The sequence below is a fragment of the Vibrio sp. BS-M-Sm-2 genome (assembly GCF_041504345.1).
Lineage (GTDB): Bacteria > Pseudomonadota > Gammaproteobacteria > Enterobacterales > Vibrionaceae > Vibrio > Vibrio satsumensis.
In genome coordinates this window covers 3,223,119-3,247,127 of record NZ_CP167894.1, presented here as the reverse complement: position 1 = coordinate 3,247,127, position 24,009 = coordinate 3,223,119, and the positions used below count along the sequence as shown (strand labels likewise).

The following is a 24,009-nucleotide window of genomic DNA, read 5'->3' as shown; positions in this document are numbered from 1 at the left end:
AATTTCCAAATTATCGGAAGTGCCCAGCTTACCAACTTGGTGACCAATTAAGGAAAAACGAAAGAAATGTTAGGCGCTATTGTTTAACAAAAATACCAACTATTATAGGTGCATTAGCTAAAAGCAAAATCGACAGGAGTTGGACAAGGTGTAATACTTGTTAGACTCAGCTCGCCATTTTGCTGATTGATAGTAAAGACAGCAATATTGTCCGAGTTTGATAATTAGCTATTGCGTTGTAAAAAAGAAAAAACGGCCCTGCGGGCCGCAAACTCTAAACTCTAAACGTTAAACCCTAAGGACCTGATACGCACGAGGCGTAGAGCTGAAGGGAAGGGCTGGTGCCGTAGACGCTGCCATCGTAGAGGCGCACGAGGTAGTAGATGGAACCATTGTTGGTTTCTCTTCGCGTCGACGACCAGTAGTAGTAGCGAGTCGCCCAACCCAGCGCCTCATAAATAGCACTGTAATCATACTCCGTGGGAGCATATGTGTCATAAAGCCTCTTCTTCAGTTCATTTCTCGTCGGTAACCTCCAGTTACTCTTACCATTCAACTCAATATCGTTATAATATGTGCAAAGTGCATTTGCTTGAGAGTTTGTGAATCTTGCAAAAACGCCTTCATCCGGCCCATATGTACCTGTTTCTTTAAAGTCACTTGAAGACACCGGATAGTCTATAGCCTTTAAAAACTTGACACTTGGCGTACCCGTGAACAAGTATGTGTCATCACCTTCGTTAAATTCCACCATTTTAATACAATCAGCGGCTGCGTTTTCACCATCATCATCGCCGACTTGGCCCCCACAAAGATAGCCATTAAACGTCACTTGGCTGGTTGATCCCGTCTGTTTGTCCAACGTCGTCGTGTAAGACGAGGTGACATCAAACGTCATGCTGCTTTTTGGCATCTCGTATTGGCGATCCCATATTAAGCGTACTTTTTGCTCACCTTGCGAATCTGTTTTTGTCGTCTCTTCCACCAAAAGTGGTTTGACAGTCTCGAACGTGTCAGGGTGCTCGCCGCTACTTACCTCTGACGTAACCGAATAACCTTCTAACGGGTTGCCATAATCATCTTTTAGGGTTGCCGTTACCAGGTTACCATCCACCGAACCGTACTCAGCGTTATTAATCGTCGCTTTCGATGTCACACCTGAGGTCTGTTCATCACCGATGAATTTTACGTCATGAGTTTGGGTAACGCCGCCAACATCAAATGTTACTGTCACCGTCTTGGCTTTAACGCTAGTTAACTCAAACTGAGCAAGACCTTGGCTGTCGGTTGTTTGCGTCTCAGGCTCGAGTGTTGCACTAGAATCAGAGACCCGGGCACTGACCAAAGTATTAGGCCTAATTTCATCGCCCAACTTTAGCTCAACAAAAACCGTGCCGACATCGGTACCATTAGCAACCACTTCAGCACTGGACGTTGGTAGTACAGTAATCAAGCCTTGTTTAATACACGTGCCGTAGTAATATTCTGTCAGACTAATCTCCCCCGTCTGAACGATGGCGTCGTTGTCAGACAAATCCACCCAATTGGCACTCTCTACCACTTCGTCATAAGCAAGGTACGCTTTTCCCACTGGCCAGTTGTGCATCGATTGAACTTGCTTGTCTGTTGTCATCTTCGTTAACTGCGTTACTGTTGGCAACACTGCACCAATGCTCTCGCAATACGCTTTCGCTGTTGCGTAACGCAGCCCTGCCATATCAATCGCTGGCGTGTACCCTGTGTCACTGGACTTAGCGTCGTAAATTAAGCCTTGGCTTGCTGCATCAACCACGGTTAGCGGTGCTGTGTATATATCGGCTAAATGAGCAATGTCTTTCCACTGTGCCGACTGGTTTGGGTCAACGACTTCTACACGAATCAAACCCATATCATAAGCACCATTGTGATCACTCACCGCGAAGCTAATGTAATGGAAACCAGGTTGTGGAGCACTAAAGGTAATGGTTTTATTTTGGGTATCCAGCGGGGCTTTCGGTGTCACATGCGCATTGAATGTTTTTACATAAATTAACTGGTAATCATCACCATCTTCCGACGTCACAAAATCACTGATATCGACGTCTGTTTCTGTCGAAACCTTAATAGTATTCGGGTATTGGATATTGCCATCTATCGAAAAGCCTTGGTTTGCCTCATAGCCCACCGCGATATCTAATACGCCCATTAACACTTCTCCTGTGGCATTGGCTAAGCTATACATAACCCTGTCAATACCCGTAAAACCTTGTGCCGGCGTGTAGTTTATACTTTGCTCATCCAAACTATCGACACTAACGCTACCTCCATGACTATAAGCTAGGGACAGGTCGCTACTCGTTAAGGTGAATTGGTCACCCAGCTCGTAACCAACTTTCTGTAACTCCTCTTTTAACGAAACCGTGATATTCTCGTTAATAAGTGTTACAGCACTCAATGGTGTAAGCTCGGTTGAGTCAGGCTCACTACTTACGGCAACGCGAGTAATCGCTGTACTCATGCTTTCGGCGCCACTGCCATTACTCATGGCGATTGAATCCTGTGATTGACGACTCATCGCTGCCGAAGCTTTAGGAGAAACCTGATAGCGGTAACTGCACACCTTCGGATCCGTTGCTTGAATCGTAAACCCTGAATCCGTCATACTTTCAACTTGGCAGTCGCTACGCTGAGACAAAACTTCAATGTTTGTCAAAGTAAAACCGCCCCCATTGGATGAATGCACATTGGATGTCAGATCGACTTCATACCGTTCCGATAGTGCCGTTGAATACATCGCATCTTGAGCCAACACCGTTGCTGATTGAGCATTCAAATCAACGCCCGTTGCGGTGGAGGTCGTGCCACTGCTCTCTCCTCCACAACCAAACAGAGTGAAAACTGTAGCAAAAACAAATGTTGGAACTTTAGTCACCGAAAACTGGCTGTGATATCGAATCATCATATCTTCTCTCTTACGTTATGCCCTTCTTAGCCAATTTGATGATTAATTAAGGAAAAACGAATAAAAAGTTAGGCTTTATTGTTTAACAAAAATACCAACTATTATAGGTGCATTAGCTAAAAGCAAAATCGACAGGAGTTGGACAAGGTGTAATACTTGTTAGACTCAGCTCACCATTTTGCTGATTGATAGTAAAGACAGCAATATTGTCCGAGTTTTGATTACCAACTAGCAAATACTCCCCCGATGGCTCAATATTCATTCCTCTAGGCACTTTGCCCTCGCTGTATATCCAGCTTATTGGCGTCAGTTTCCCTGTTTCAGCGTCAACATTGAATAATCCAATGGTGTTCTCATTTATATCATCACCGTTTTGACGGTTTGTAGCGTACAACCATTGCCCGTTAGGGTGGACTCGTACTTCCGCCGGAGCACCTCCGCTCTCTTCTGATGCTAGAGTTGAAACACTTTGCTGCCAAACCAGCGCACCTCGAACAAGGTCAAAGCTAAATACGTCGATAGTACAAATCAGCTCATTTATCACATACGCTGCTTTCTCGTTTGGGTGGAATACCATATGTCGAGGTCCAGAGCCTGAAGCAATATTTGCGTAAGGTACCGTGCCAGAAGACAAAGTGCCCTTATCATGGTTCAGTTGCCACGAAAACACACGGTCAGCGCCTAGGTCGATCCCAAATAGGTGTTGCTGGCTAGGATGACTTAATACCATGTGAGCGTGAGGGGCTTCTTGTCTATCCGGGTTTGGCCCCGAGCCATTGGTTGTGCTGTAGCCGATATCACTTACCGGGCCAATGCTGCCATCCGCGTTTAATGGAAAGATTGGAAAGCTCCCAGAGCCATAGTTTGCAGCCATAAGAAAACCTCCTGAAGGATGTACACTGCAGTGGCATGGATAGAGCCCTTGGGTTAGCTGAGCATTAATATATGACAGTGTTCCATCGAGTGAATTGATGGCAAACGCACTGGCTTTACCAAGCAATTGTCCTTCGATATTTTCACCTAATTCGTTCACGCAATAAAGGTAACCTTGTGTTGGGTCTGTAGCGAGAAAGGAAGGATTTTCGGTATCAATCACTTGAATAAAGTGCAAGGTGCCAGTGGTATCAAGGCGGTAGACGTAGATACCCTGCGCGGTGCTTGGTGCGTCACCGCCTGGTGCTGTATTAGGTGCGGTGTACGTACCGACATAAACATTTCGGTCAGCGTTCATTGTTCTTGGCTCTTTGGCAAACACTTGGTGAGGCATGAACGCGAGCGTGGCAGTAGTCAGACCGACACCTTTAACAAATTGACGACGTGATAACGAAGAAGTGGATAATTTAGGCATGGGCGTTATCTCAAATAATTGTGTCCTTCAACCTTAGGTTGAAGGATATGCAGTGTTATGAACGAGGCGCACCAACAATCGATTGGGCATGATTGAAGAGGTTTTGTGGGTCCCAATCGTTTTTCACGTACTGTAAGCGGGCATAGTTTCCGCCGTAGTACAAAGTAGGCCAATCAATGAGGTCTTTGTCACAATAACCGACGTAACATCCATCTACCACAACCGTGCCTGTTTGTGGATCGGGAAAACCTGGGACTGGCTCGTTATTCGGATAATTAGCATAAGTCGCGGAGTATAAATCTTTCATCCAATTCAAACATGCAGCATCCCATCCCTCACTGCCATTAAGCATCTGTTTCCAGTTAATGATGTACTGTATTTTGATAAAAGAGTCCCTTGCTGCATCGGGCGTTGCGTTAGAAGCGATGTCGTTGATTGCACCACCATAAGTATGCATTTGGACATTGGCATAAAAGTCGACAGACTTGCTATTAGAATCGATAATTGAGGTCGTTAAGTAAGTGTAAAACGTATCAAGGTGGTCTTCAGGGAAGTCAGCACGCATATGGCAGGATTTGAACTTGTTTCTTGTGCCACCCACAATGGCCCCGCGCACCTCAACGGCATCAAGGTAACCTAGACGTTGTACGCCATCCCCGGGACCATTGAGTGAGAAAGGACTGACCCCTAGTGCCACTAAATCGTCAAAGAATGTTCGAATGTAGGAGATGTAAAGTGCATCACCGATGTCGACGTCATCAAATGAGCTGACAATATCAAAGTCAATATTACCATTGTGTTGATGGTTGAAGTTTGCGGCGCAGTAAAGCTCGTTTGGCCAAGTCTTAATACTTAACTCATACAAACGTACGATGGATTTGAACGTAGCGGCATCTGGAATATTATCCCAACTGACCGCGAGGCGAGTAATATCTGAGTAATTCGGTGCGTCAGGCAAGGTGCTTTTAAAAATGTACTTAGTAATAATACCGAAATTACCACCGCCGCCGCCGCAATGCGCCCAGAAGAGATCTTGTTTTTGTGTGTCAGCGTCGTCATGACGACATTCATGGAGCGTCACAATGTTTGAGGCGTCAACAGTTGCGACCTCAATGGCTTCTAATTGATCGACCGTCAATCCATGTAAGCGGGAGAGAACACCAAAGCCGCCGCCTACGATATGTCCGCCTAGCCCAACTGAATAACAAGTGCCCCCCGGAACACATTTACCAAGCTGTTTATAGAACATCTTGGCAGCTTCCCAGTTAGTCAGTCCCGCTTCTGCGTAGAAGGTTCCGTCGCTAAGCGCTCCCCCTGCTTTAAGACAAGAAGTGTCAATGATAGCGGTGATATTGTCATTAAAAACGAAGTCTTCATAGCAGTGACCACCACTTTTCACTGAAAAGTTATCGCGATAGTTTACGTTGTCGACGACTAACTGAAGTACATTTTTTGCGCCTTCAGATGTGACACAAAAATAGATAATTTGACAGTTGGACGCTTTCCACCGTTGGTTAAATGCCACCGTTAAACCTTCGAACTGATTTGCGCTGGCTCTATCTATGGCCACATAACCATTGGTGTCTAAGGTATTTAACTGCTCAGCAGACAAGCTGTTCAAGCTAATAGGCAGTGTGGCAAGAGCGGCGGCGCCACCCAACATTTTGAAACTGTCTCTACGACTAATATTCATACTCCACCTCCAAGTGTGCACTCTGTTGCATCAATAGATATCTAAATGTAGAGGTACGATGAAACAATCGACATAGCATCGCTGAGTTTAATTCCCTTAAAGTGCCTACCCCATGTGGAAAAAGGAGTTTACTCAAAGGCACAGAAAACACCCAGTGAAACCAAATTTAAATTAGGTAACTGTATTAAGCAGCCCTCGGAATGCAATTTGTTTAAAATCATCGTCTGTCTGTGTGGCTTTCCAGACCTCAAATGCCTCAAGGTTTTGTTGCACCTTTTGCTTACTACTTGCCATGACTTAGTCCTCTATTATGTTTTTTATCAACACAAGGTCATTGGGTGCAAGCAGCACTTTTCCGGCTGTATTCAGTACTCTCGCTCGCTCTTTCTCACCCCTAAACGTAAAATCATTAGTTAACTTAATCAGACCTAAGAGATTTTTTATTGCCTTTTTTTCCGCAACGGAAAAATTAGACGAAGGGATGACATCTACTGACCCTTGCGCATCAGTCCGATAATTGAGCATTGAATCGACGCTAATAGAACCTTGGTTCTTAAAATTTTTATCTAGTATTTTTTCAAGATGCTTATTTCTGTTTTCTAGATGCTTAATATAGATCTGGATTTGTGATGGAATCGCTGACGATGCCTCTCCTTGTTTGTTAATTTTGCGCGGAGATAAAGCGACTTCACAATAAGCATCTATTATCGGCTTATAAACACCTTTACTATCGTTATCCAGCGTACCCTTTGCTGGTTTGCCTCCACAGCTTGCTCGAATAAACTCGGCAATTGAAGTTATCCCTATTGCCATGCCATTAGTCAAATGATGGTGGCAAGCACGCTTCACATTTTTTATGCCTGTTTGAAGCCGCTGGTCAGGGTACTCTTTAAGCAACCCCTCGAAAACCAAACGTTTATTGCTGAGTCAGGTTAAGAGTCACAGAGCCAATATAACAAGCGCTTCGGCACTCTCCACAACCATTACACTTATCTTTGTCCACCATAGGCAATTCTCCTACCTCGATGTATATCGCACCTGCTGAACAAGCAGTTTGGCATGCCGAGCAGTCCATTTGCATGTAGTTATTGCAGCTATCAGCAAAGCTAGGCTTGAGGTCGATATAAGGTGTGACCGTTGGATGGAGCGCGCCAGTCGGACACACTTCACTGCACTTGTTACACAGAGAACAATGGTTGTAATCCAAATTCAGTAACGCACTGCCCTCTAGCATCTCAATAACGCTATTAGGACACGCTTGCTCACACAACCCGCAACCGTCGCAAAGACGCTCAAACAGCACTTCATCGACCGCTCTTGGTGGTCTTGCATGCAAGCGCTGTGATATCTCTTCATAATTCGCGGCTGCTTTAACCGGTTTAGAAAGTCGAGTTAAGAAACCGCGTCTATTTGAATTTATTTGTTCAGACATTAGTCGATATATAACTTTTTAGTAGCAACGTTTAAATTATATTCAGATGTTAAGTACTTAAACCAACCTATTACATCAACCGATAGCTTTTTATAAAAAGATAGCTCTGATGCTTTATTTATTTTTTCTAAATAAACAGAAGACCAAGTTAATAAGTGACCTTCAAGTAATTCACCAGCTGAATTAATATTATTATTTTCTAACAAATATGCATGAGCGAATAACATTAAACCAAATTGATCTTCCGGCTCTCTTAAACCTGTGTCTAATTCAATCTGATTCAATTCTAAAAACTGGCGATACTCTACAGTAGAAGCGCCGAACACAACGCGGTCTTTATCTAGGTACACTGAACCCCAAGGTGGCGCTGGCATGTCTCCCACGCCTTCAAACAGGCGGCTGAACTCTGCTGCGAGTGCATCTTCGTCTTCACTTCTCAATGCCAGCAAGCATTCTTGAGAGAGTACTTCGCTCTCAACCAAGGCTTCAACAATGGTGATTAACTGTTCTTTACTTGTCGCTTGATAAAATAGCGAACCCAACAATTTATGCGTATCGATAATCATTATTATTTATAACGTTATAGGTTTAAAGATAATTATATTAATTAATCCATTTTATTCTTTGATCCATTTTATACATTCAATTCATAAACTTTAAATTCCACACTTATTTGACGCCTATCAATCAACATTTAAATATTAAAAGACAAAAACAAAACTACCTATAAAGTGCTAGCCATCAATAGCAAAAGGCATCTTAGAATGACGAATAAAAAAGAATCTGGGGTAATGAATCTTACTCGAAGAGGCTTCATGAAAGCTTCTTCTGCGGTAGGTAGCGCAGCCGCACTCGCGGGCGGTATCGCTTTACCTTTCAAATCCAAACCAGTAGCGGCTGCGGTTGCTGAGAGTGTGGATGAGAAAATCGTATGGAGTGCATGTACTGTAAACTGTGGCTCTCGCTGCCCATTACGTATGCATGTGCAAAACGGTGAAATCAAATACGTAGAAACCGACAACACTGGTACTGACGAATACGGTCATCACCAAGTTCGTGCTTGTCTACGTGGTCGCTCTATGCGCCGCCGTGTTTACAACCCAGATCGCCTGAAATACCCAATGAAACGTGTGGGTAAACGTGGTGAAGGTAAGTTTAAGCGTATTAGCTGGGAAGAAGCTTATGATGAAGTTGCTGGCACCATGCAGCGCCTTATCAAAGACTACGGTAACGACACTATCTACCTAAACTACGGTACAGGTACGCTTGGCGGTACAGTAACTAAGTCTTGGCCACCAGCTCAAACGCTGATTGCTCGTCTAATGAACCTAAGTGGTGGTTACCTAAACCATTACGGTGACTACTCAACAGCGCAAATCGCGAAAGGCTTGAGCTACACCTACGGTGGTTGGGCAAACAACAACTCTTTCTCTGACCTAGAGAACACTAAGCTTAACATCCAGTTTGGTAACAACCCTGCCGAGACACGTATGTCTGGCGGCGGTCTGATCCACCACTATGTAGAAAGCAAAAACAAATCGAACGCAAGAACGATCATCATCGACCCACGATACACCGATACTGCCGGTGGCCGTGAAGATCAATGGATTCCAATTCGTCCTTCTACGGATGCTGCATTGGTAGCGGGTCTTGCACACGTAATGATCACTGAAGACCTTGTCGATCAACCGTTCCTAGACAAATACTGCGTAGGTTACGACGAGAAAACTCTGCCTGCATCAGCGCCTAAAAACAGCGACTACAAATCTTACATCCTAGGTTTAGGTGAAGATGGCGTAGAAAAAACACCAGAGTGGGCTTCTAAGATCACAGGCATTCCAGTTGATACCATCATCAAGCTTGGCCGTGAAATGGGTACAGCAAAACCATGTGCGATTCACCAAGGTTGGGGCTTACAACGCACTGCGAACGGTGAACTAGCGTGTCGTGCAATCGCGATGCTGTCACTACTAACCGGTTCTGTCGGTGTATCAGGCGGTTCAACAGGTGCTCGTGAGAGTGACATCAACATTCCGTTTGTGCGCTTCCCTACTGTGCCAAACCCAGTTGAAACGTCTATTTCAATGTTTATGTGGACAGACGCAATTTACCGTCATCATGAAATGACCGACATCACTGATGGTGTTCGCGGTGCAGAGCGCCTTAAGAACCCAATCAAGATGATCTGGAACTACGCAGGTAACTGCATCATCAACCAGCACTCAGACATCAACAAGACACACGCGATTCTTCAAGATGAAAGTGCGTGTGAAATGATTGTCGTGGTTGATAACCATATGACTTCTTCAGCAAAATACGCCGATATCATCCTGCCAGACTTAACAACGTCTGAGCAAGACGACTGGTGTATGGATGGTAAAGCATCGAACATGCCTTACTTCATCTACGCGCAGAAAGCGATTGAGCCTCAGTTTGAAGCGAAATCTATCTACGAGATGTGTACTGAGCTTGCTAAACGCATGGGCGTTGAAAAAGAGTTCACGGAGGGTCGTACTCAAGAGCAATGGATTGAGCACCTGTACGCAGAAACTCGTAAGAACGATCCAACCCTGCCAACCTTCGAAGAGATGAAAGAGCTGGGTATCTACAAACGTAGCTACGACCATCACTACATCGCTTACGAAGACTTCCGCAAAGATCCAGAAGCGAACCCACTGACCACACCAAGTGGCAAGATCGAGATCTACTCAGAGCAACTGGCTGATATCGCGAAGACTTGGAAACTGAAAGAAGACGAAGTGATTCACCCACTTCCTATTTACGCGGATTCTTTTGAAGGCCATAACGATCCACTAGCAGAGAAGTACCCGCTTCAGCTGACCGGTTTCCACTACAAAGCTCGTACGCACTCAACTTACGGCAACGTTGCAGAAATAAAAGCAGCAGCACCGCAAGAGTTGTGGATCAATCCAATCGATGCAAAAGAACGTGGTATTGAAAGCGGCGACATGGTGAGTATTTTCAACGACCGTGGCGAAGTACACATTCCAGCGAAAGTGACACCAAGGATTCTTCCTCGAGTTGTCGCACTAGGCGAAGGTGCATGGTACGCACCGGATGGTCAGAAGATCGACCATGCAGGCTCTATCAACGTGTTGACGACTCAGCGCCCGAGCCCACTTGCTAAGGGTAACCCTCAGCATACAAACCTAGTTCAAATCAAAGCGCTAAAGAAAGCATAAGGTAGGTTGGAATGAAACAATACGGCTTTTACATTGATTCAAGTAAATGCACGGGTTGTAAAACCTGTCAGCTTGCTTGTAAAGATTATAATGATCTCGACATCAAAACGAACTACCGTCGCGTATACGAATACGCAGGTGGTGGCTTCACTCAAGGTGGTGATACCTGGGTTCAGAAAGATGTCTTTTCTTACTACCTGTCTATCGCTTGTAACCACTGTACTAACCCAGCGTGTGTGAAAGTGTGTCCTTCGGGCGCGATGCACAAACGTGATCAAGACGGTTTGGTTGTGGTTGATGAGAGCGTTTGTATTGGTTGTCAGCACTGCAGCAATGCGTGTCCTTACGGCGCACCACAATACAATGCTAAGAAAGGTCACATGACTAAATGCGATGGTTGTTACCAACGTGTTTCTGAAGGCAAACAGCCTATCTGTGTTGAATCTTGCCCACTTCGTGCATTGGAGTTTGGTGAAATCAATACACTTCGCGAGAAGTACGGCTCTGGTGCGGATGTGGCTCCACTGCCATCTTCAACAGAAACGCTACCGAACATCGTGATTAAGCTGAACAAAAACGCGAAACCGACTGGCGATACCAGTGGTCACCTAGCAAACCCGAAGGAGGTGTAAGATGATTTTTCATGAGTGGTCTTTAATCTTCTTTACGGTGCTGGCGCAAACTGCGGTTGGTGGTTACTTACTTATTGGTGCTCGCGCACTGGTACTTGGTCATGACGAAGAGAAACTAAACAACTACAAGGTTCCAATGTTCATTCTGTGGGCATTAATGAGTCTTGGTTTTATGTTCTCGACAACTCACCTAGGTTCTCCATTGCGCGCGTTTAACGCTTTTAACCAACTAGGCTCAGCTTGGCTGTCTAACGAAGTATTCTTCGGTGCGGCATTCTTCGCGGTAGGTGGCCTTCAATGGTTACTGTCTGTGGTTAAGAAAGGTGGCGTTGCTATCCAGAAAGCACTGATGGTTGGCGCGATGGTGTTGGGTGCAATCTTCATGTACGCGATGATCAACGTATACATGATCAACACAGTACCTACGTGGGACAACATCTACACACCACTGAGCTTCATCATGACGATGGTTGTGGGCGGCTTGCTGCTGTCTCAGTTTGTGATTGTATTCGCAAATGACAGCCGCTTTACGGTTGACCGTAACATCACCATGCTGGCTTTTATCGCAGTTGCTATCAGCTTGCTTGTGACAGTAGGAAAGCTGAACCTAATCGGTGACATCCAAACTTCAGCGGCAAAAGCGTCTGAGTTAGTCGATGGTTTAGGTAACTATGTGATTCTTCAAGTGGCACTGCTAATGGCAAGCTTGTTGATTTGGATTCTACCTATGCTGAACAAAGCAAAAGTGAACCCAGTTAACCTTGGCTTAGCACTAGTATTGTTCTTGGCCTCAGAGTTAATCGGCCGTGGCTTGTTCTATAGTCTACATATGACAAGCGGTTTGTAATCGAGTTCTTACAGACATGAGTTACGTGTAAACATCACTGCTTGTTTGGTTATCTAGAAGGCTAGATAAACAAAAGGCCCAACACCTATTTAGATGTTGGGCCTTTTTATTTCATTTTTCTAACGTTTTTAGTACAGACTTAACGAGTTCGCTTACATACTTACTTAATGATAGCTGCTGGAATAAACATGTCTTTCAATCGCTTAGCCGAAGAGTAAGTGCCAAACATCGGTTTGTTGTCTAGGTGCCTTCTCAGCATATCGGCTGCTACGGTTTTGATGATGGTACGTGCATCTTCACGCTTGTATTGACGGTAGAACTCCAGCACTTGCCCCCACTCGCCTGCTTCGCTCGATAACGCAATACTAAAAGTATTACCCTCTAACTTACCCGTTACTAAGGCTAACTCTGTGCCGCACTTTTCTCTTGTTGCACCAGCCAATGCAAACGTCGCCGCTAGTGGATCGCTCTTTTCAAGCTCACTCTCTTTTGGCTCCGCCATAACCCAAGAGTGGCCGAAGCAATCTTCAACTTGCTCATTCGATTGCAGCCAAGCCGATAGCGCACCTTTAGTTGACACTTCCGATACCGACAGCGTCTTCTTTCTCTCAGCCATAATGTGGCCGATATGATCGATCATCGGCTCATCAACACTGACAACGTTGCTCTCTAATAGCTTGTACACCATTTGCAGCAGCTTAACGCGAGTTTCTAAATCCGACTTAGGTCCAAATAGTTTCACTTCAATAAACGGCAGATAAGAGCGGTAACCCAATTCATAGCCTTGAGGCAATTTCAGCTGGTCTAACACGTCTGATATGCCAGATTCGGACAAACCAAAGGTAAACAACCTGCTGCATTCAGAAGCGACCACTTGAGGATAAGTACGAGCGAGGTCAGGGATAATTTCAAAGCTCACCATGCGCTTAAACTCACTGGGCACTCCCGGAGTGAAATAGAAAGTCGCATCGTTAATCTTAAGTTTGAAACCACATGCAGTGCCGACAGGGTTATCGACGATTTCCGAGTTTACTGGCAGCAAAGCCTGCTTTAGGTTGCTATCCGGCATCGGCATACCACGCCCGGAAAACATCTCTTCCATACGCGCCAGCCATTCAGGGAACATAATGAGTTTCTGCTCTGAGGCAGCCGCAGCAGCAGCTGCACTCATATCATCGGTTGTCGGGCCTAAACCACCATTAACGATAACCACATCATAGTTAAAGCTCAGCATCAGCAGTTCTTCAACAAGAGCATTCATTTGATCACCCACAGTTGAGCGCTTAGCAAGAGCAAAACCATGCTGATAAAACTCAGCAGACATCCAAGCTGCGTTCGTATCTACAATGTCTCCATGAAGAACTTCTTCACCTGTACTTAACATTGCGATTTTCGTCATATTTCTATCCCTTGTTGTCATAAAAAGACACTGCATTATTTACAAACTGGTCTATGGTTGAATTTGGAGCAATTCGCCTTTTCACTAATATTAATAATGTTAAACCTAAGGTTTTCTTAGGAAAAGCTATAAATTATTAGTTCCCTAAATCAGGCATTTAATAGATAATTGTGACCCTGATCAATTCCAAACTTTCTCATGGAGACCCTTGTGGCCAAATCACCGTTACTAGCAAAGGTTACTGCTGCATTTACAATGCTAATGTCAGTTAACTCGGTTGCAAGCCAATACGACTTCGACCAGCCAATCAACCTTTCTTATTCGGATGAATGTGCTCAAGATTACTGTGTTAATGATAGCTTGTACACCTACAAGCCTAATACCAATTACGCACTGAGCGAATCAAGTGATGAGTACGACTTCTCAATCCAACAACCAAAACACATGTTGGTGAGCCAAGAGAAGGATTGGGACTACCTTATGGGCCAAACCTACACCATTTTGGGCTTAAGTGTCGCTACAGTAGGTTTGATGACTCTACTCCCTGAAAGTATCACTAAGTGGGATGATGACCAACGTGACATCAGCTCATTAGGTAAAAAGTGGAAAGACAACGTATCTGAAGGCCCTGTATGGGACCGCGATGAACACTTCCTAAACTACGTGATGCACCCCTATTTTGGTGGTGTTTACTACACCGCAGCTCGACACGCAGGTTACGATGAGTTTGAGTCTTTCTTATACTCTTGGACCATGTCTACGTTCTTCTGGGAATACGGTGTAGAAGCGTTTGCCGAAGTACCATCATGGCAAGATCTGTTCATCACTCCATTCTTTGGTGCGGTTGTTGGTGAAATGATGCTAGAAGCAGAGCAAGACATCATTGCTTCAGGCGGCGAAGTGATGGGCTCTCAAACCATGGGTGATGTGTCTCTATTTTTCCTAAACCCTGTTGGACACATCCACTACTGGGTAAGTGATGCTTGGGGCGGTGACGCAGAAGTTAATCTGAATACTAACCCTTGGTGGGATAACCAAGACGCAGCTAGATTCGCATACGATGCTGGTGCGCCATACGATTCTCAGTTTGTTGGTATGAACTTTAAAGTAACCTTCTAATACAGCAACCTAATTACTTTCGTAAAAACAAAACTCTTCTAAAAAGCGGCTCTCTAGCCGCTTTTTTTGTGCCCTACTCTTCATTCTCTTTTTTTGCATCACAGCTTAGTTTCAAAAATTGACCTAGGTCAAACATTGTTCGATGTAACCTTCTACACTGAAATTAAAGAACTTTATCGCGCGATATCAAACATTTAATTAGCAAATAATAATTGAAACTTTGGGGGCTGATATGAACAGTACATTTATCGTAAACTTTATCGGAAAAGCATCACCAGCAACAATCAAACAACTTGCTGCGGTTACTCACGAAAACGACGGCAAATGGCTCATCAGTAAAGTGAACTTTATTGAAGACCAAGTCGCAGGCGTACTCAAGGTTCAACTTCCAGCCATCAACGAATCGATTGTAAAAGAAGCTTTCAGCGCCAACCCGGATCTCATCGTACAGTTTGTCGATTCAGATCATACGCACAATGCTCAAGACACAATCCATCACTTAAGGCTCGACTCTAACGACCGAGCAGGTATCGTCAACGAAGTGACACATGTATTGGATAGACAAGGGATCAGCATTCTAGATATGGATTGCCACCGAGTCTTTATCGCTGGTGGTGGTGGTGTTAGTTCAAGCTTATTCACTTCAAAAATCGCCGTTAAGCTACCAATCGAAGTTCAAATCGATGATGTAGTTAATGAACTCGAAACACTCAGTGAAGACACTCGAGTAATGATTGAAAGCTAATTTAACTTACCTCCTGACGATACCTTAATCGTTGGGAGGCCACCTCATAAATAAGACCTCTCTTACATTACTTACAAAAAAAACGCATCAAAACACCCAAAACACATAGCCATAGCATATGAAATTAAGCATTTATATAATTTTTTTGATACGATAGATATCTTATATAATTTAGTAGCTTAGGTTCATACATGGAAAGAAAAAGGTCGAGCTGGCAACTCAATGTCATCTCAGCAATCCTTCTTACGACACTTTTTAGCGGTTGTAAAAGTGGTCATGAAAATAACGATAGTGGAACAACTACTACGGGAACAACTTCAAGTACGTCATCTTCCCCTATTACGCTTAGCATCCCAAATAGTGTCTCATTTTCTGAACCACAATCAGGGTCGAAAACAGAATCCATTACCGTTTCTCTTTCCGAAGCATTAGCTCAAGAACTCACCTTAACGATCTCAACTAGTGACGTGACAACTCGCTCTAATGGCACCTTCAAAAACTACGATGCTATCTCAAGCCAAAACGTCAAAATTGCGGCAGGTGCAACCAGCGCAGCTCTACCACTAAACCTTGTGCACAATAATCTGTATGAGGGCAGTAAAACACTTCATTACTCTATTAGTGCTGATAACGGTGCAAATTACACTCTTTCAAACGAACGAACTGTAGTAACTATTGATGATAGCGATACTCAACCAACCGTTAGTTTTAGTAACGACTTAAGTACCGTTGTAGAAGGTGACAGCATTATTCAACAAGCTGTTTTGAGTCATTACACATCTCAAGATGTAACACTTACCCTAACTCAAACCGGTATTGCCGCGCCTGAGGACTTTACTGTTGATATAGCAGGGTTAACTCTTAAATTGCCAGCAGAAACCCTATCAACAAATATCACATTTTCTGCTCGTGATGATAGCTTCGATGAAGGTGGCGAATCGGTAATCTACACGATAGCTTCCGTTGGTAACGCGACTATCGATTCGAGTAAAAACACTCTCGCGTTCTATATTCCTGGGCAGAAAAGTTTCAATGATACTGGGTATGTCACTTATTTTGATGGAACAGACTACGACAGCGTCACTCCTCCAGCATCACATCCAAATCAAGATGCCGATTTTGGTTTAGATGTCACCAATGGAAGTGAACATTCAGATGGGGAATATGGCTTTCGCTACACCAAGCTAGATGCTCACGGAAACCCTCTAATACCTAGCGCTACTGATTGGCGCTGTGTTAAAGATGAGCATACTGGATTGTATATTGAAGCAAAACAAGATCCGATAGCAATGCCCAGCCAGTCCGAGGTCGATACTTGGGTTAAGAAACATAAAGACGCCCCTGACGCCAACCCTTACCCTTGGGGCAGTCAATCAAGCTCATGGAGAAGCGCCTCATACACATATACTTGGTACGACTCTGACAATACAACCAATGGTGGCTATGCCGGAGCACCCAATGATCTCTTGTATAGCGCCGGCCCGATATCTTCTCAATGTGCGTACATTAATGATGGTTCGGGAAGTAACTACTGTAATACAAGTAGTTATATTAGTAGCCTAAACAGTCGCTCTATTTGCGGCATTACAGATTGGCGCTTACCTTCACCTGTTGAAGCCCGTTCATTTATCAACTTCAATGTCGGCACTGCACCAGCAGGAGCCATTAATTTCTTTCCTAATCTTGGAGACCGACTCTTCACGCATTCTAGCTCTGTTAAACAAGATGGTAGTGCTAGATGTATCGACTCTCAAAATGGAGAGCTTGAGCTTTGTAATAAAAACATCGCAGGCTCGACAGGAATTGTGGCTGTAAGTGGAGGTATTGAGTAATGAAACTAAAACTATGCTTAGGTGTAATTGCCTCTCTTTTAAGTGCAAATACCATCGCGCAAACCTGCGTGCAAACTCAAACTCCTTCTCACCAAGACGGACAATTTATTGACCGTAAAGATGGTACATTACTCGACGTAACGACTAATTTGCTTTGGTCAAAATGCAACCTAGGCGAAACCTACAATCAATCCAATGACACATGTGATGGTACCGCAATTAAATATCAAAATTGGCAGGATGCGCTCATCGCAACTGAAGATTCGAATCTGACCACTATCGCAGGTCAGGTTGGTTTTAGGTTGCCTAATATCAAAGAGTTAAGTTCAATCGTTGACTATAGCTGTACTAGACCAGCAATTAACCTGACACACTTCCCGACAACAACCAACGAACCATATTGGACTAATACTCCTGACGCTCATAAAATCAACAGTGACTATGATGGTTTAATTATTGATTTTGAAGAAGCTTTGGAAGTCATTACCGACCCAGATGATATTCCACATCCTCTTGTTCGATTAGTGAAAACATTTTAATTAGTTTTTACGGTACAAATAATCAAAAAGAGCAGCTCATCCGCTGCTCTTTTTATTTTTCTGAACAATAAAGTCCGTTATTTAACTGACCATTGTGACAATGAACGTTTGAAGTCTTCATAGCCAAACTCATTCAGTTTTTGAACGTCGCCATTGCTGCGCTCGCAGTAGATTGAGGGCATTTTAAGGCCATTGAACCAGTTCAGTTTCACCATGGTATAGCCTGCGCTGTCCAACAAGTGAAGTTTTTGACCAATCTTTAGTGGCTCATCAAAGCTCGCTTCACAGAACTGATCCCCCGCCAAGCATGAACATGAGCCAATCACATAGCTATGGCTACCACTTTCGGACGCTTCTAATACCGATGCTGGTTCATTATAGATAAGCGTATCAAGACGGTGTGCCTCGGTTGCAGAATCGACAATTGCCGTTTTCTTCACGTTCTCAACGATATCAACTACTGTCACAACTAGGTCGGTTGTTTTGGTGATGATCGCTTCACCCGGTTCAAGGTACATTTGCACGCCGTGTCTTTCAGAGAAAGCTTTTAGCGCAAGGCCAAGTTTCTCAATGTCGTAGCCCGGCCACGTGAAGAACACACCACCGCCCATGCTCACCCAATCCAACTTATCTAAGTGACCACCAAACTGTTCTGATATTGAATCAAGTAGGCCGATAAATGCATCGACGTCTTTGTTCTCACAGTTCATGTGGAACATCACGCCATTAATCTCATCAAAGATTTCAGGCTTGATGTGGTCAGCTTGCACGCCCAAACGCGAGAACTGACGTGCAGGGTTTGCTAAGTCTTGTCCTGCGTAGCTTACGCCAGGATTTAGACGTAAACCCAGCGAGGCTTTGCCTTCAACAATATGACGGTAAGCTTCGAATTGGCTTTGCGAGTTGAAGATCATCTTGTCGCAAATATCCGCAACTTCTCTCACATCATCTTCGCTGTAACCCACACTGTAAGCGTGCGTCTCACCACCAAAGGTTTCGTGGCCAAGCTTCACTTCGTATGGACCAGAGCTTGTCGTGCCATCGAGATACGGTTTGATGATGTCAAACACACCCCATGTAGAGAAGCACTTGAGTGCCAATACCAACTTCACACCTGAGATCTCTTTCAGCTGCTTGGCTTTCTCTAAGTTCGCAATCAACTTGTCTTCGTTGATCATGAAATAAGGCGTTTTTAGTTCGTTGTTTTGCATGTTAATACCTTGCGGCCCTCGAGTTCACGAAGGCACATGATAATCGAACAAAGCCGACGCAACAGCATCGGCTTGTAATTATACGTTCTCGTCAATCATATGACTTTGAATGGAATTCGCAGAGCTTTGACCTTGTCGCTAGGACATCGCGCGAGTTTACGAACGTAAATGAGCACGATGGACAACGCGACGAGGGCAAAGAGCCAGAAATTACTTCAAAGTGTGGATCAGAGGTAAACCAGCCGTAGGCTCTAGCTCTTGAACGTGCCAATCTAGACCGATTTCAGGCATGGTTGCTAGGAACGGGTCTGGGTTTAACTGTTCCATGTTGAATACGCCTTTATCAGCCCATTCGCCACGGAAGAACTGAAGTGCAGCCGTAATAGCTGGAACACCTGTTGTGTAAGAGATCGCTTGGTGCTCTACGTCTTCGTAAGCCACTTCGTGGTCTGCGTTATTGTAGATGAATACGCTGCGTTCTTTACCGTCTTTCTTACCTTGAACCCAAGTACCGATACACGTTAAACCAGTGTAACCCGGAGCTAGAGATGTTGGATCTGGTAATAGTGCTTTAAGAACATGCAGAGGCTGAACCACTGTGCCATCGTGCAGTGTTAGCGGTTCAGGGCTAAGAAGGCCGATATCACGCATGCAGTTGAAGTAGTTCAGGTATGCATCACCAAAGCCCATCCAGAATTCGATACGCTTAGCTGGGATGAACTCTTTCATCGAACGAACTTCATCGTGTGCCATTGAGTAAACTTTGTGAGAACCACAGTTCGGGAATTCAAACTCAAGCATACGAGAGTGACACGGTACTTGTTTCCACTCTTCATTTTCCCAGTAGAAAGAGTCGCCTTGGATCTCAAGCATGTTGGTTTCTGGGTCAAAGTTTGTCGCAAACTTCTTGCCGTGGTCACCTGCATTCACGTCCATTACATCAATTGAGTCAATCTCATCGAACAAGTGCTTAACCGCGTACGCAGCAAAGATTGATACCACACCAGGATCGAAACCCGCGCCAAGAATACCTGTGATGCCCGCTTCAGCAAACTTCTCACGGTAACCCCACTGCCAATCGTAAGCTTGTGGTACTTGTTGGCCTTCAGAACATAGGTCAACCGCTACCGATGTATCTAGGTAAGATACTTTCGCTTGGTAACACGCTTCCATGATCGCCATGTTTACCCAAGGAGGACCAGCGTTGATGACTAGGTCTGGTTTCACTTCGTTAATCAGAGCAACAAGTGCATCAACATCATCAGCGTTTACTGCGCGAGCTTCTAGTTTTTTAGTTGAATCTTTTAGGTTGTTTTTACCCTTGATCGATTCGATGATTTTTTCACATTTCGCGATTGTGCGAGAAGCGATTGTGATATCACCCAGTACTTCGTTATTTTGTGCTGCTTTGTGTGCAACAACCCAACCAACGCCACCTGCACCAATTTGTAGAATAGCCATAGTTTTAATTACCCTTGTTGTTCTGCTAGCTCAATAGCTAAAGTTTGAATTTTGTTAATTAGAGATTTGAAATCTGATGTCGTTAAGCACGGATTCAAGATAGTGAATTTCAGCGCGCTTTTACCATCCACTACCGTTTCGCCAAGTACGGCAACACCACGAGTCAGCGCTTCCAATCTTAACGTTTGATTCAGTTTGTCTAAATCAATAGCACTGTTTGCTGATTGCTCATTGCTAAGCACCGAACGGAACAGCACCGTCGATAGTGAAGGCTCCGCTAATAGCTCTAAATCCGCTTGATTTTGAATCAGGTCGGCAACTTGAAGCGTCTGCTCTAGGAGATGATCGTACATATCACCCAGCTGCTTTGGCCCAACGCTTTGCATGGTCATGAAGACTTTCAATGCATCGAAACGCTTGGTGGTCGCAATAGACTTATCGACTAGATTTGGCAGCTCATCATGCTCGCGATTCAAGTAGTCTGCGTGATGCAGTAGGTACTTAAAGTTCGCTTTGTCTTTCAGCAGCACAGCACCACAGCTGATTGTTTGGAAGAACAACTTGTGGAAGTCAACGCTGACAGAGTCCGCTTTCTCGATGCCTTTCAGACGAGCTTTATGGCTACTTAAGATAAGCGCGCCGCCGTAAGCGCTGTCGACATGGAACCAAAGACCTTGTTGGTTTGCGATGTCTGCAATCGCATCAAGGTCGTCGATAGCACCATGATCAGTTGTACCCGCCGTACCAACTACAGCAAAAGGAATCAACCCTTGGGCTTTAAGCGCTTTTACTTCTGCGTCTAAGTAATCCGGTTTGATGGTGCCGTTTGCGTTGGTCTCAACACAGCACACCGCGCTCTCGCCTAAACCGAGCAATGAAGCGGATTTTTGAACCGTGAAGTGAGATTTATCTGAACACAAGATGCGAAGCTTACTCGCGTAATCCGGTAAACCCAGCTTTTGGATAGAGTGACTATCGTGCTTATCCGCAACCCAGTCTCTCGCTAGCAATAGGCCCATTAGGTTACTTTGCGTGCCACCACTAGTGAAAACACCGTCCGCTTGTTCACCTAGTTGGTACTTGTCACACATCCAATCAACCACGCGCTGCTCAACATAAGTCGCAGCAGATGCTTGGTCCCATGAATCCATAGATTGATTCAGAGCCGCGATAATTGATTCCGCTGCTACTGATGCCATAAGAGGAGGCGTATGAAGGTGTGCGATACAGTCAGGGTGCTGTACAAAGATAGAGTTTGCTGCAACTAGGTCAGCGGTGCTATCTATAACGTCAACCAAAGCGTGTTGGTTGTTGTCTAGGTCGACAGCCTTGATAGAAGCCTCTAGCACTTTTGGTTCTAGACCTGAGTATGGAGTTTCAACCTGCTCGAAAACCGCTTTCATTGCCTGAGTGGTTTGGTTCATCACGTTAGCGAATTCGTCGCTACCGCCTAGGCCTGTGTGAATGAAGTGCTTGTTCCACTCTTGATTTGCTTGCTTATCTGAAGCTTGCTCTTCTTGAACACCTCCGCTGGCAGCAATGATGGCTTCTTCCATCACTCGCAGGGCAAAGTCTATCTGTTCGAAAGAGATAATCATTGGTGGCAGGAAGCGAATCACAGATCCATCACGACCGCCCTTCTCGACCATCAAACCACGCTCTAATGCCGCGCGTTGAATAGCTAGGGTCAGGTCACCGTCTGATTTCGGCTCACCAAATTTATTGAGTTCACCGTTTGGTTGCTTGATCTCGGCGCCAAGCATTAAACCTTTACCACGAACTTCAGCAATACAGTTAACGCGAGATTGAATCTTCTCTAACCCATGACGTAGGTATTGGCCTGCAATGTTCGCGTGCTCCACCAAACCATCTCGCTCGATGATTTCCAGTGCTTTAGCACCAGACACCATTGCTAACTGGTTACCACGGAATGTACCGGTATGTTCACCCGCTTTCCAAGTATCGATGCTCTTGTCGAATACAAGCAGCGACATAGGCAGTCCGCCACCGATCGCTTTAGATAAACATAAGATATCAGGGTTAACGCCTGACTCTTCAAACGCGAATCGATGTCCTGTTTTGCCGACACCACACTGAATTTCATCAAAAATCAGTAGTATACCGTGCTCATCACAAATGCGACGTAAACCTTGTAGCCAAGACGCAGGAGCCGGAATAACACCGCCCTCACCTTGCACGGGCTCTACGATCATCGCAGCTGGCTTCATGATGCCGGATTCATCGTCATTCAACATACGTTCGATGTAACGAATACTTGCGTTAGCACCCGCTTCACCACCAATGCCAAACGGGCAGCGTAGGTTGTATGGGAAAGGCATAAAGTGCACATCAGACATCAAGCCACTACGACGCTCTTTGGTGCCTAGGTTACCCATCATGCCCATGGTGCCATTGGTCATGCCGTGGTAAGCACCACGGAAAGCAAACATGGTGTTACGACCTGTGGTTTGCTTCGCTAGTTTGATTGCCGCTTCAACAGCATCAGCGCCTGATGGGCCACAGAATTGAAGAACCGAGTTATCTGAAAAGTCTTGAGGGAGAAAAGCTTTAACTCGCTTGATAAACGTCTCTTTCGCTTGAGTCGTAATATCCAGAGTTTGGTATGGCAGACCGGAATCAAGTTGGTCTTTAAGTGCTTGGTTAATCTCTGGGTGGTTATAACCCAAAGAAAGTGTACCGGCACCGGCTAAGCAATCGAGAAAGAGTTGGCCACGAGTATCTTCAACTAAAGCGCCACATGCTCGCTTAATAGCAATAGGAAGACGTCTTGGGTAAGAACGTACATCCGACTCATGCTGTTCTTGCTCAAGCAAAATAGCGTCAGGTGTTAGGTCGTAAGTTCCCTCGACGATAGGAACCATAGTTGAAAATGAATTTGCGATAGTATTGATATCGACTTCAAAGGCGGTAGTCATAAAAGTCCCCTTGAATGTGTTCATACTCACCTCCATCAGACGCAACTATCCACCAACCCTCTTTAAATTTGGAGAGAGTTCATAGTTAAGTACGCGTATTGTCTAGAAATGAGATATAGCTGTACGCTCGCATAAGTCAAATGACAAATACGAAATTAAGCCGTCTTAAGACAGCGATAAATTGTTAGCGTGAGCTCAAGGTTCAGTAATGCTACTGTTTTGAAGAATTGGACATTTTTGCAGGATCGGGCAGCTATGAGGAGCTGGTCCCTTTGGAAATGCAGAGCTGATTAGCAATGTTGTAATTAGTGTGTTCAATGTTGGGTTTCCCATTAACATGGCGAACTGCGCCATAAGTATCCCGTCTATCAGCTAAAGGACTAGCCAATACCTACCCTACGTAATGTCCCAATCAGCAAGAATGGTCACTACGCGTATCCCCCAGAAGCAATCGTTGCTCTTCTTGAACATTGTTCATTCCGAGATTGCGCGGAAAAGTAACATAAAGTGAAATGAACGATCAATAGTTTTTAATAATAGCTTGATAAATAGCAGTGGTGGCTAAGCAATTGCTGTAAATATCGTCAACACTATCGTTTAAGAAAGAGCTCCCCTGTTCATTCGTTCCTCGAGCCCGAGGCTGACGAGGCAGGTATACAGGCGGCGTTAGT

At 44.8% G+C, this 24,009-nt stretch carries 17 protein-coding genes; 7 read left to right on the top strand and 10 right to left on the bottom strand.

The window, feature by feature from the left end:
* Nucleotides 1–295: 295 nt before the first annotated feature.
* The 6 genes from AB8613_RS14855 to AB8613_RS14830 form a co-directional block, all read right to left on the bottom strand.
* A complete protein-coding gene (locus AB8613_RS14855) occupies nt 296–2,941 on the bottom strand; it encodes an Ig-like domain-containing protein (RefSeq protein ID WP_372384017.1) in 2,646 nt (881 codons plus the stop codon).
* A 112-nt stretch (nt 2,942–3,053) separates the two neighbouring features.
* The gene (locus tag AB8613_RS14850; RefSeq protein WP_372384016.1) at nt 3,054–4,289 is read right to left on the bottom strand and encodes a lactonase family protein; all 1,236 of its coding nucleotides are present in this window, start codon (nt 4,287–4,289) and stop codon (nt 3,054–3,056) included.
* 55 nt (nt 4,290–4,344) lie between these two features.
* Nucleotides 4,345–5,982, bottom strand: a complete 1,638-nt coding sequence (locus tag AB8613_RS14845) for a BBE domain-containing protein (RefSeq protein WP_372384015.1) — start codon at nt 5,980–5,982, stop codon at nt 4,345–4,347.
* 297 nt (nt 5,983–6,279) lie between these two features.
* Nucleotides 6,280–6,879 (bottom strand): hypothetical protein, encoded by a 600-nt coding sequence (locus tag AB8613_RS14840; protein ID WP_372384014.1) that lies wholly within the window; start codon nt 6,877–6,879, stop codon nt 6,280–6,282.
* A 19-nt stretch (nt 6,880–6,898) separates the two neighbouring features.
* Nucleotides 6,899–7,414, bottom strand: a complete 516-nt coding sequence (napF, locus tag AB8613_RS14835; RefSeq protein ID WP_372384013.1) for a ferredoxin-type protein NapF — start codon at nt 7,412–7,414, stop codon at nt 6,899–6,901.
* Nucleotides 7,414–7,980 (bottom strand): molecular chaperone TorD family protein, encoded by a 567-nt coding sequence (locus AB8613_RS14830; protein ID WP_372384012.1) that lies wholly within the window; start codon nt 7,978–7,980, stop codon nt 7,414–7,416. The genes napF and AB8613_RS14830 overlap by 1 nt, the downstream gene beginning before the upstream one ends.
* A 198-nt stretch (nt 7,981–8,178) precedes the next feature.
* On the opposite strand from AB8613_RS14830, the gene AB8613_RS14825 reads away from it, so the two are divergent.
* From AB8613_RS14825 to AB8613_RS14815, 3 genes are read left to right on the top strand one after another with little or no spacing between them, the layout of a single operon-like run.
* Complete coding sequence (locus tag AB8613_RS14825) at nt 8,179–10,617, top strand: DmsA/YnfE/YnfF family dimethyl sulfoxide reductase (RefSeq protein ID WP_372384011.1); 2,439 nt, start codon at nt 8,179–8,181, stop codon at nt 10,615–10,617.
* A gap of 11 nt (nt 10,618–10,628) precedes the next feature.
* Nucleotides 10,629–11,249, top strand: a complete 621-nt coding sequence (locus AB8613_RS14820; protein WP_372384010.1) for a DMSO/selenate family reductase complex B subunit — start codon at nt 10,629–10,631, stop codon at nt 11,247–11,249.
* A 1-nt stretch (nt 11,250) separates the two neighbouring features.
* Complete coding sequence (locus tag AB8613_RS14815) at nt 11,251–12,096, top strand: dimethyl sulfoxide reductase anchor subunit family protein (RefSeq protein ID WP_372384009.1); 846 nt, start codon at nt 11,251–11,253, stop codon at nt 12,094–12,096.
* A 160-nt stretch (nt 12,097–12,256) separates the two neighbouring features.
* Here the strand turns inward: AB8613_RS14815 and AB8613_RS14810 are convergent, their stop codons facing one another.
* On the bottom strand, nt 12,257–13,495 hold the full coding sequence (locus tag AB8613_RS14810; RefSeq protein WP_146489861.1) for a CinA family nicotinamide mononucleotide deamidase-related protein: 1,239 nt from the start codon (nt 13,493–13,495) through the stop codon (nt 12,257–12,259).
* Nucleotides 13,496–13,705: 210 nt separating this feature from the next.
* Here AB8613_RS14810 and AB8613_RS14805 point away from each other — a divergent pair, with 210 nt between their 5' ends.
* The 4 genes from AB8613_RS14805 (at nt 13,706) to AB8613_RS14790 (ending at nt 17,730) form a co-directional block, all read left to right on the top strand.
* Entirely contained in the window at nt 13,706–14,614 is a 909-nt protein-coding gene (locus AB8613_RS14805) for a DUF3943 domain-containing protein (RefSeq protein WP_146489860.1), read from the top strand.
* 232 nt (nt 14,615–14,846) lie between these two features.
* Nucleotides 14,847–15,359, top strand: coding sequence for a glycine cleavage system protein R (locus AB8613_RS14800; RefSeq protein WP_050646057.1), 513 nt, complete (start codon nt 14,847–14,849; stop codon nt 15,357–15,359).
* 191 nt (nt 15,360–15,550) lie between these two features.
* On the top strand, nt 15,551–17,191 hold the full coding sequence (locus AB8613_RS14795) for a DUF1566 domain-containing protein (protein ID WP_372384008.1): 1,641 nt from the start codon (nt 15,551–15,553) through the stop codon (nt 17,189–17,191).
* Nucleotides 17,191–17,730, top strand: coding sequence for a DUF1566 domain-containing protein (locus tag AB8613_RS14790; protein ID WP_048659590.1), 540 nt, complete (start codon nt 17,191–17,193; stop codon nt 17,728–17,730). The genes AB8613_RS14795 and AB8613_RS14790 overlap by 1 nt, the downstream gene beginning before the upstream one ends.
* A gap of 77 nt (nt 17,731–17,807) precedes the next feature.
* Here AB8613_RS14790 and nspC read toward each other — a convergent pair whose 3' ends face one another.
* The 3 genes from nspC to AB8613_RS14775 all read right to left on the bottom strand — a co-directional run bounded on the left by nspC (nt 17,808) and on the right by AB8613_RS14775 (nt 23,362).
* Complete coding sequence (gene nspC / locus AB8613_RS14785; RefSeq protein ID WP_285953942.1) at nt 17,808–18,941, bottom strand: carboxynorspermidine decarboxylase; 1,134 nt, start codon at nt 18,939–18,941, stop codon at nt 17,808–17,810.
* Between the two features lie 210 nt (nt 18,942–19,151).
* The gene (locus AB8613_RS14780; RefSeq protein WP_372384007.1) at nt 19,152–20,402 is read right to left on the bottom strand and encodes a carboxynorspermidine synthase; all 1,251 of its coding nucleotides are present in this window, start codon (nt 20,400–20,402) and stop codon (nt 19,152–19,154) included.
* 8 nt (nt 20,403–20,410) lie between these two features.
* Nucleotides 20,411–23,362, bottom strand: a complete 2,952-nt coding sequence (locus tag AB8613_RS14775; protein WP_372384006.1) for a pyridoxal phosphate-dependent class III aminotransferase — start codon at nt 23,360–23,362, stop codon at nt 20,411–20,413.
* Nucleotides 23,363–24,009 lie beyond the last annotated feature (647 nt).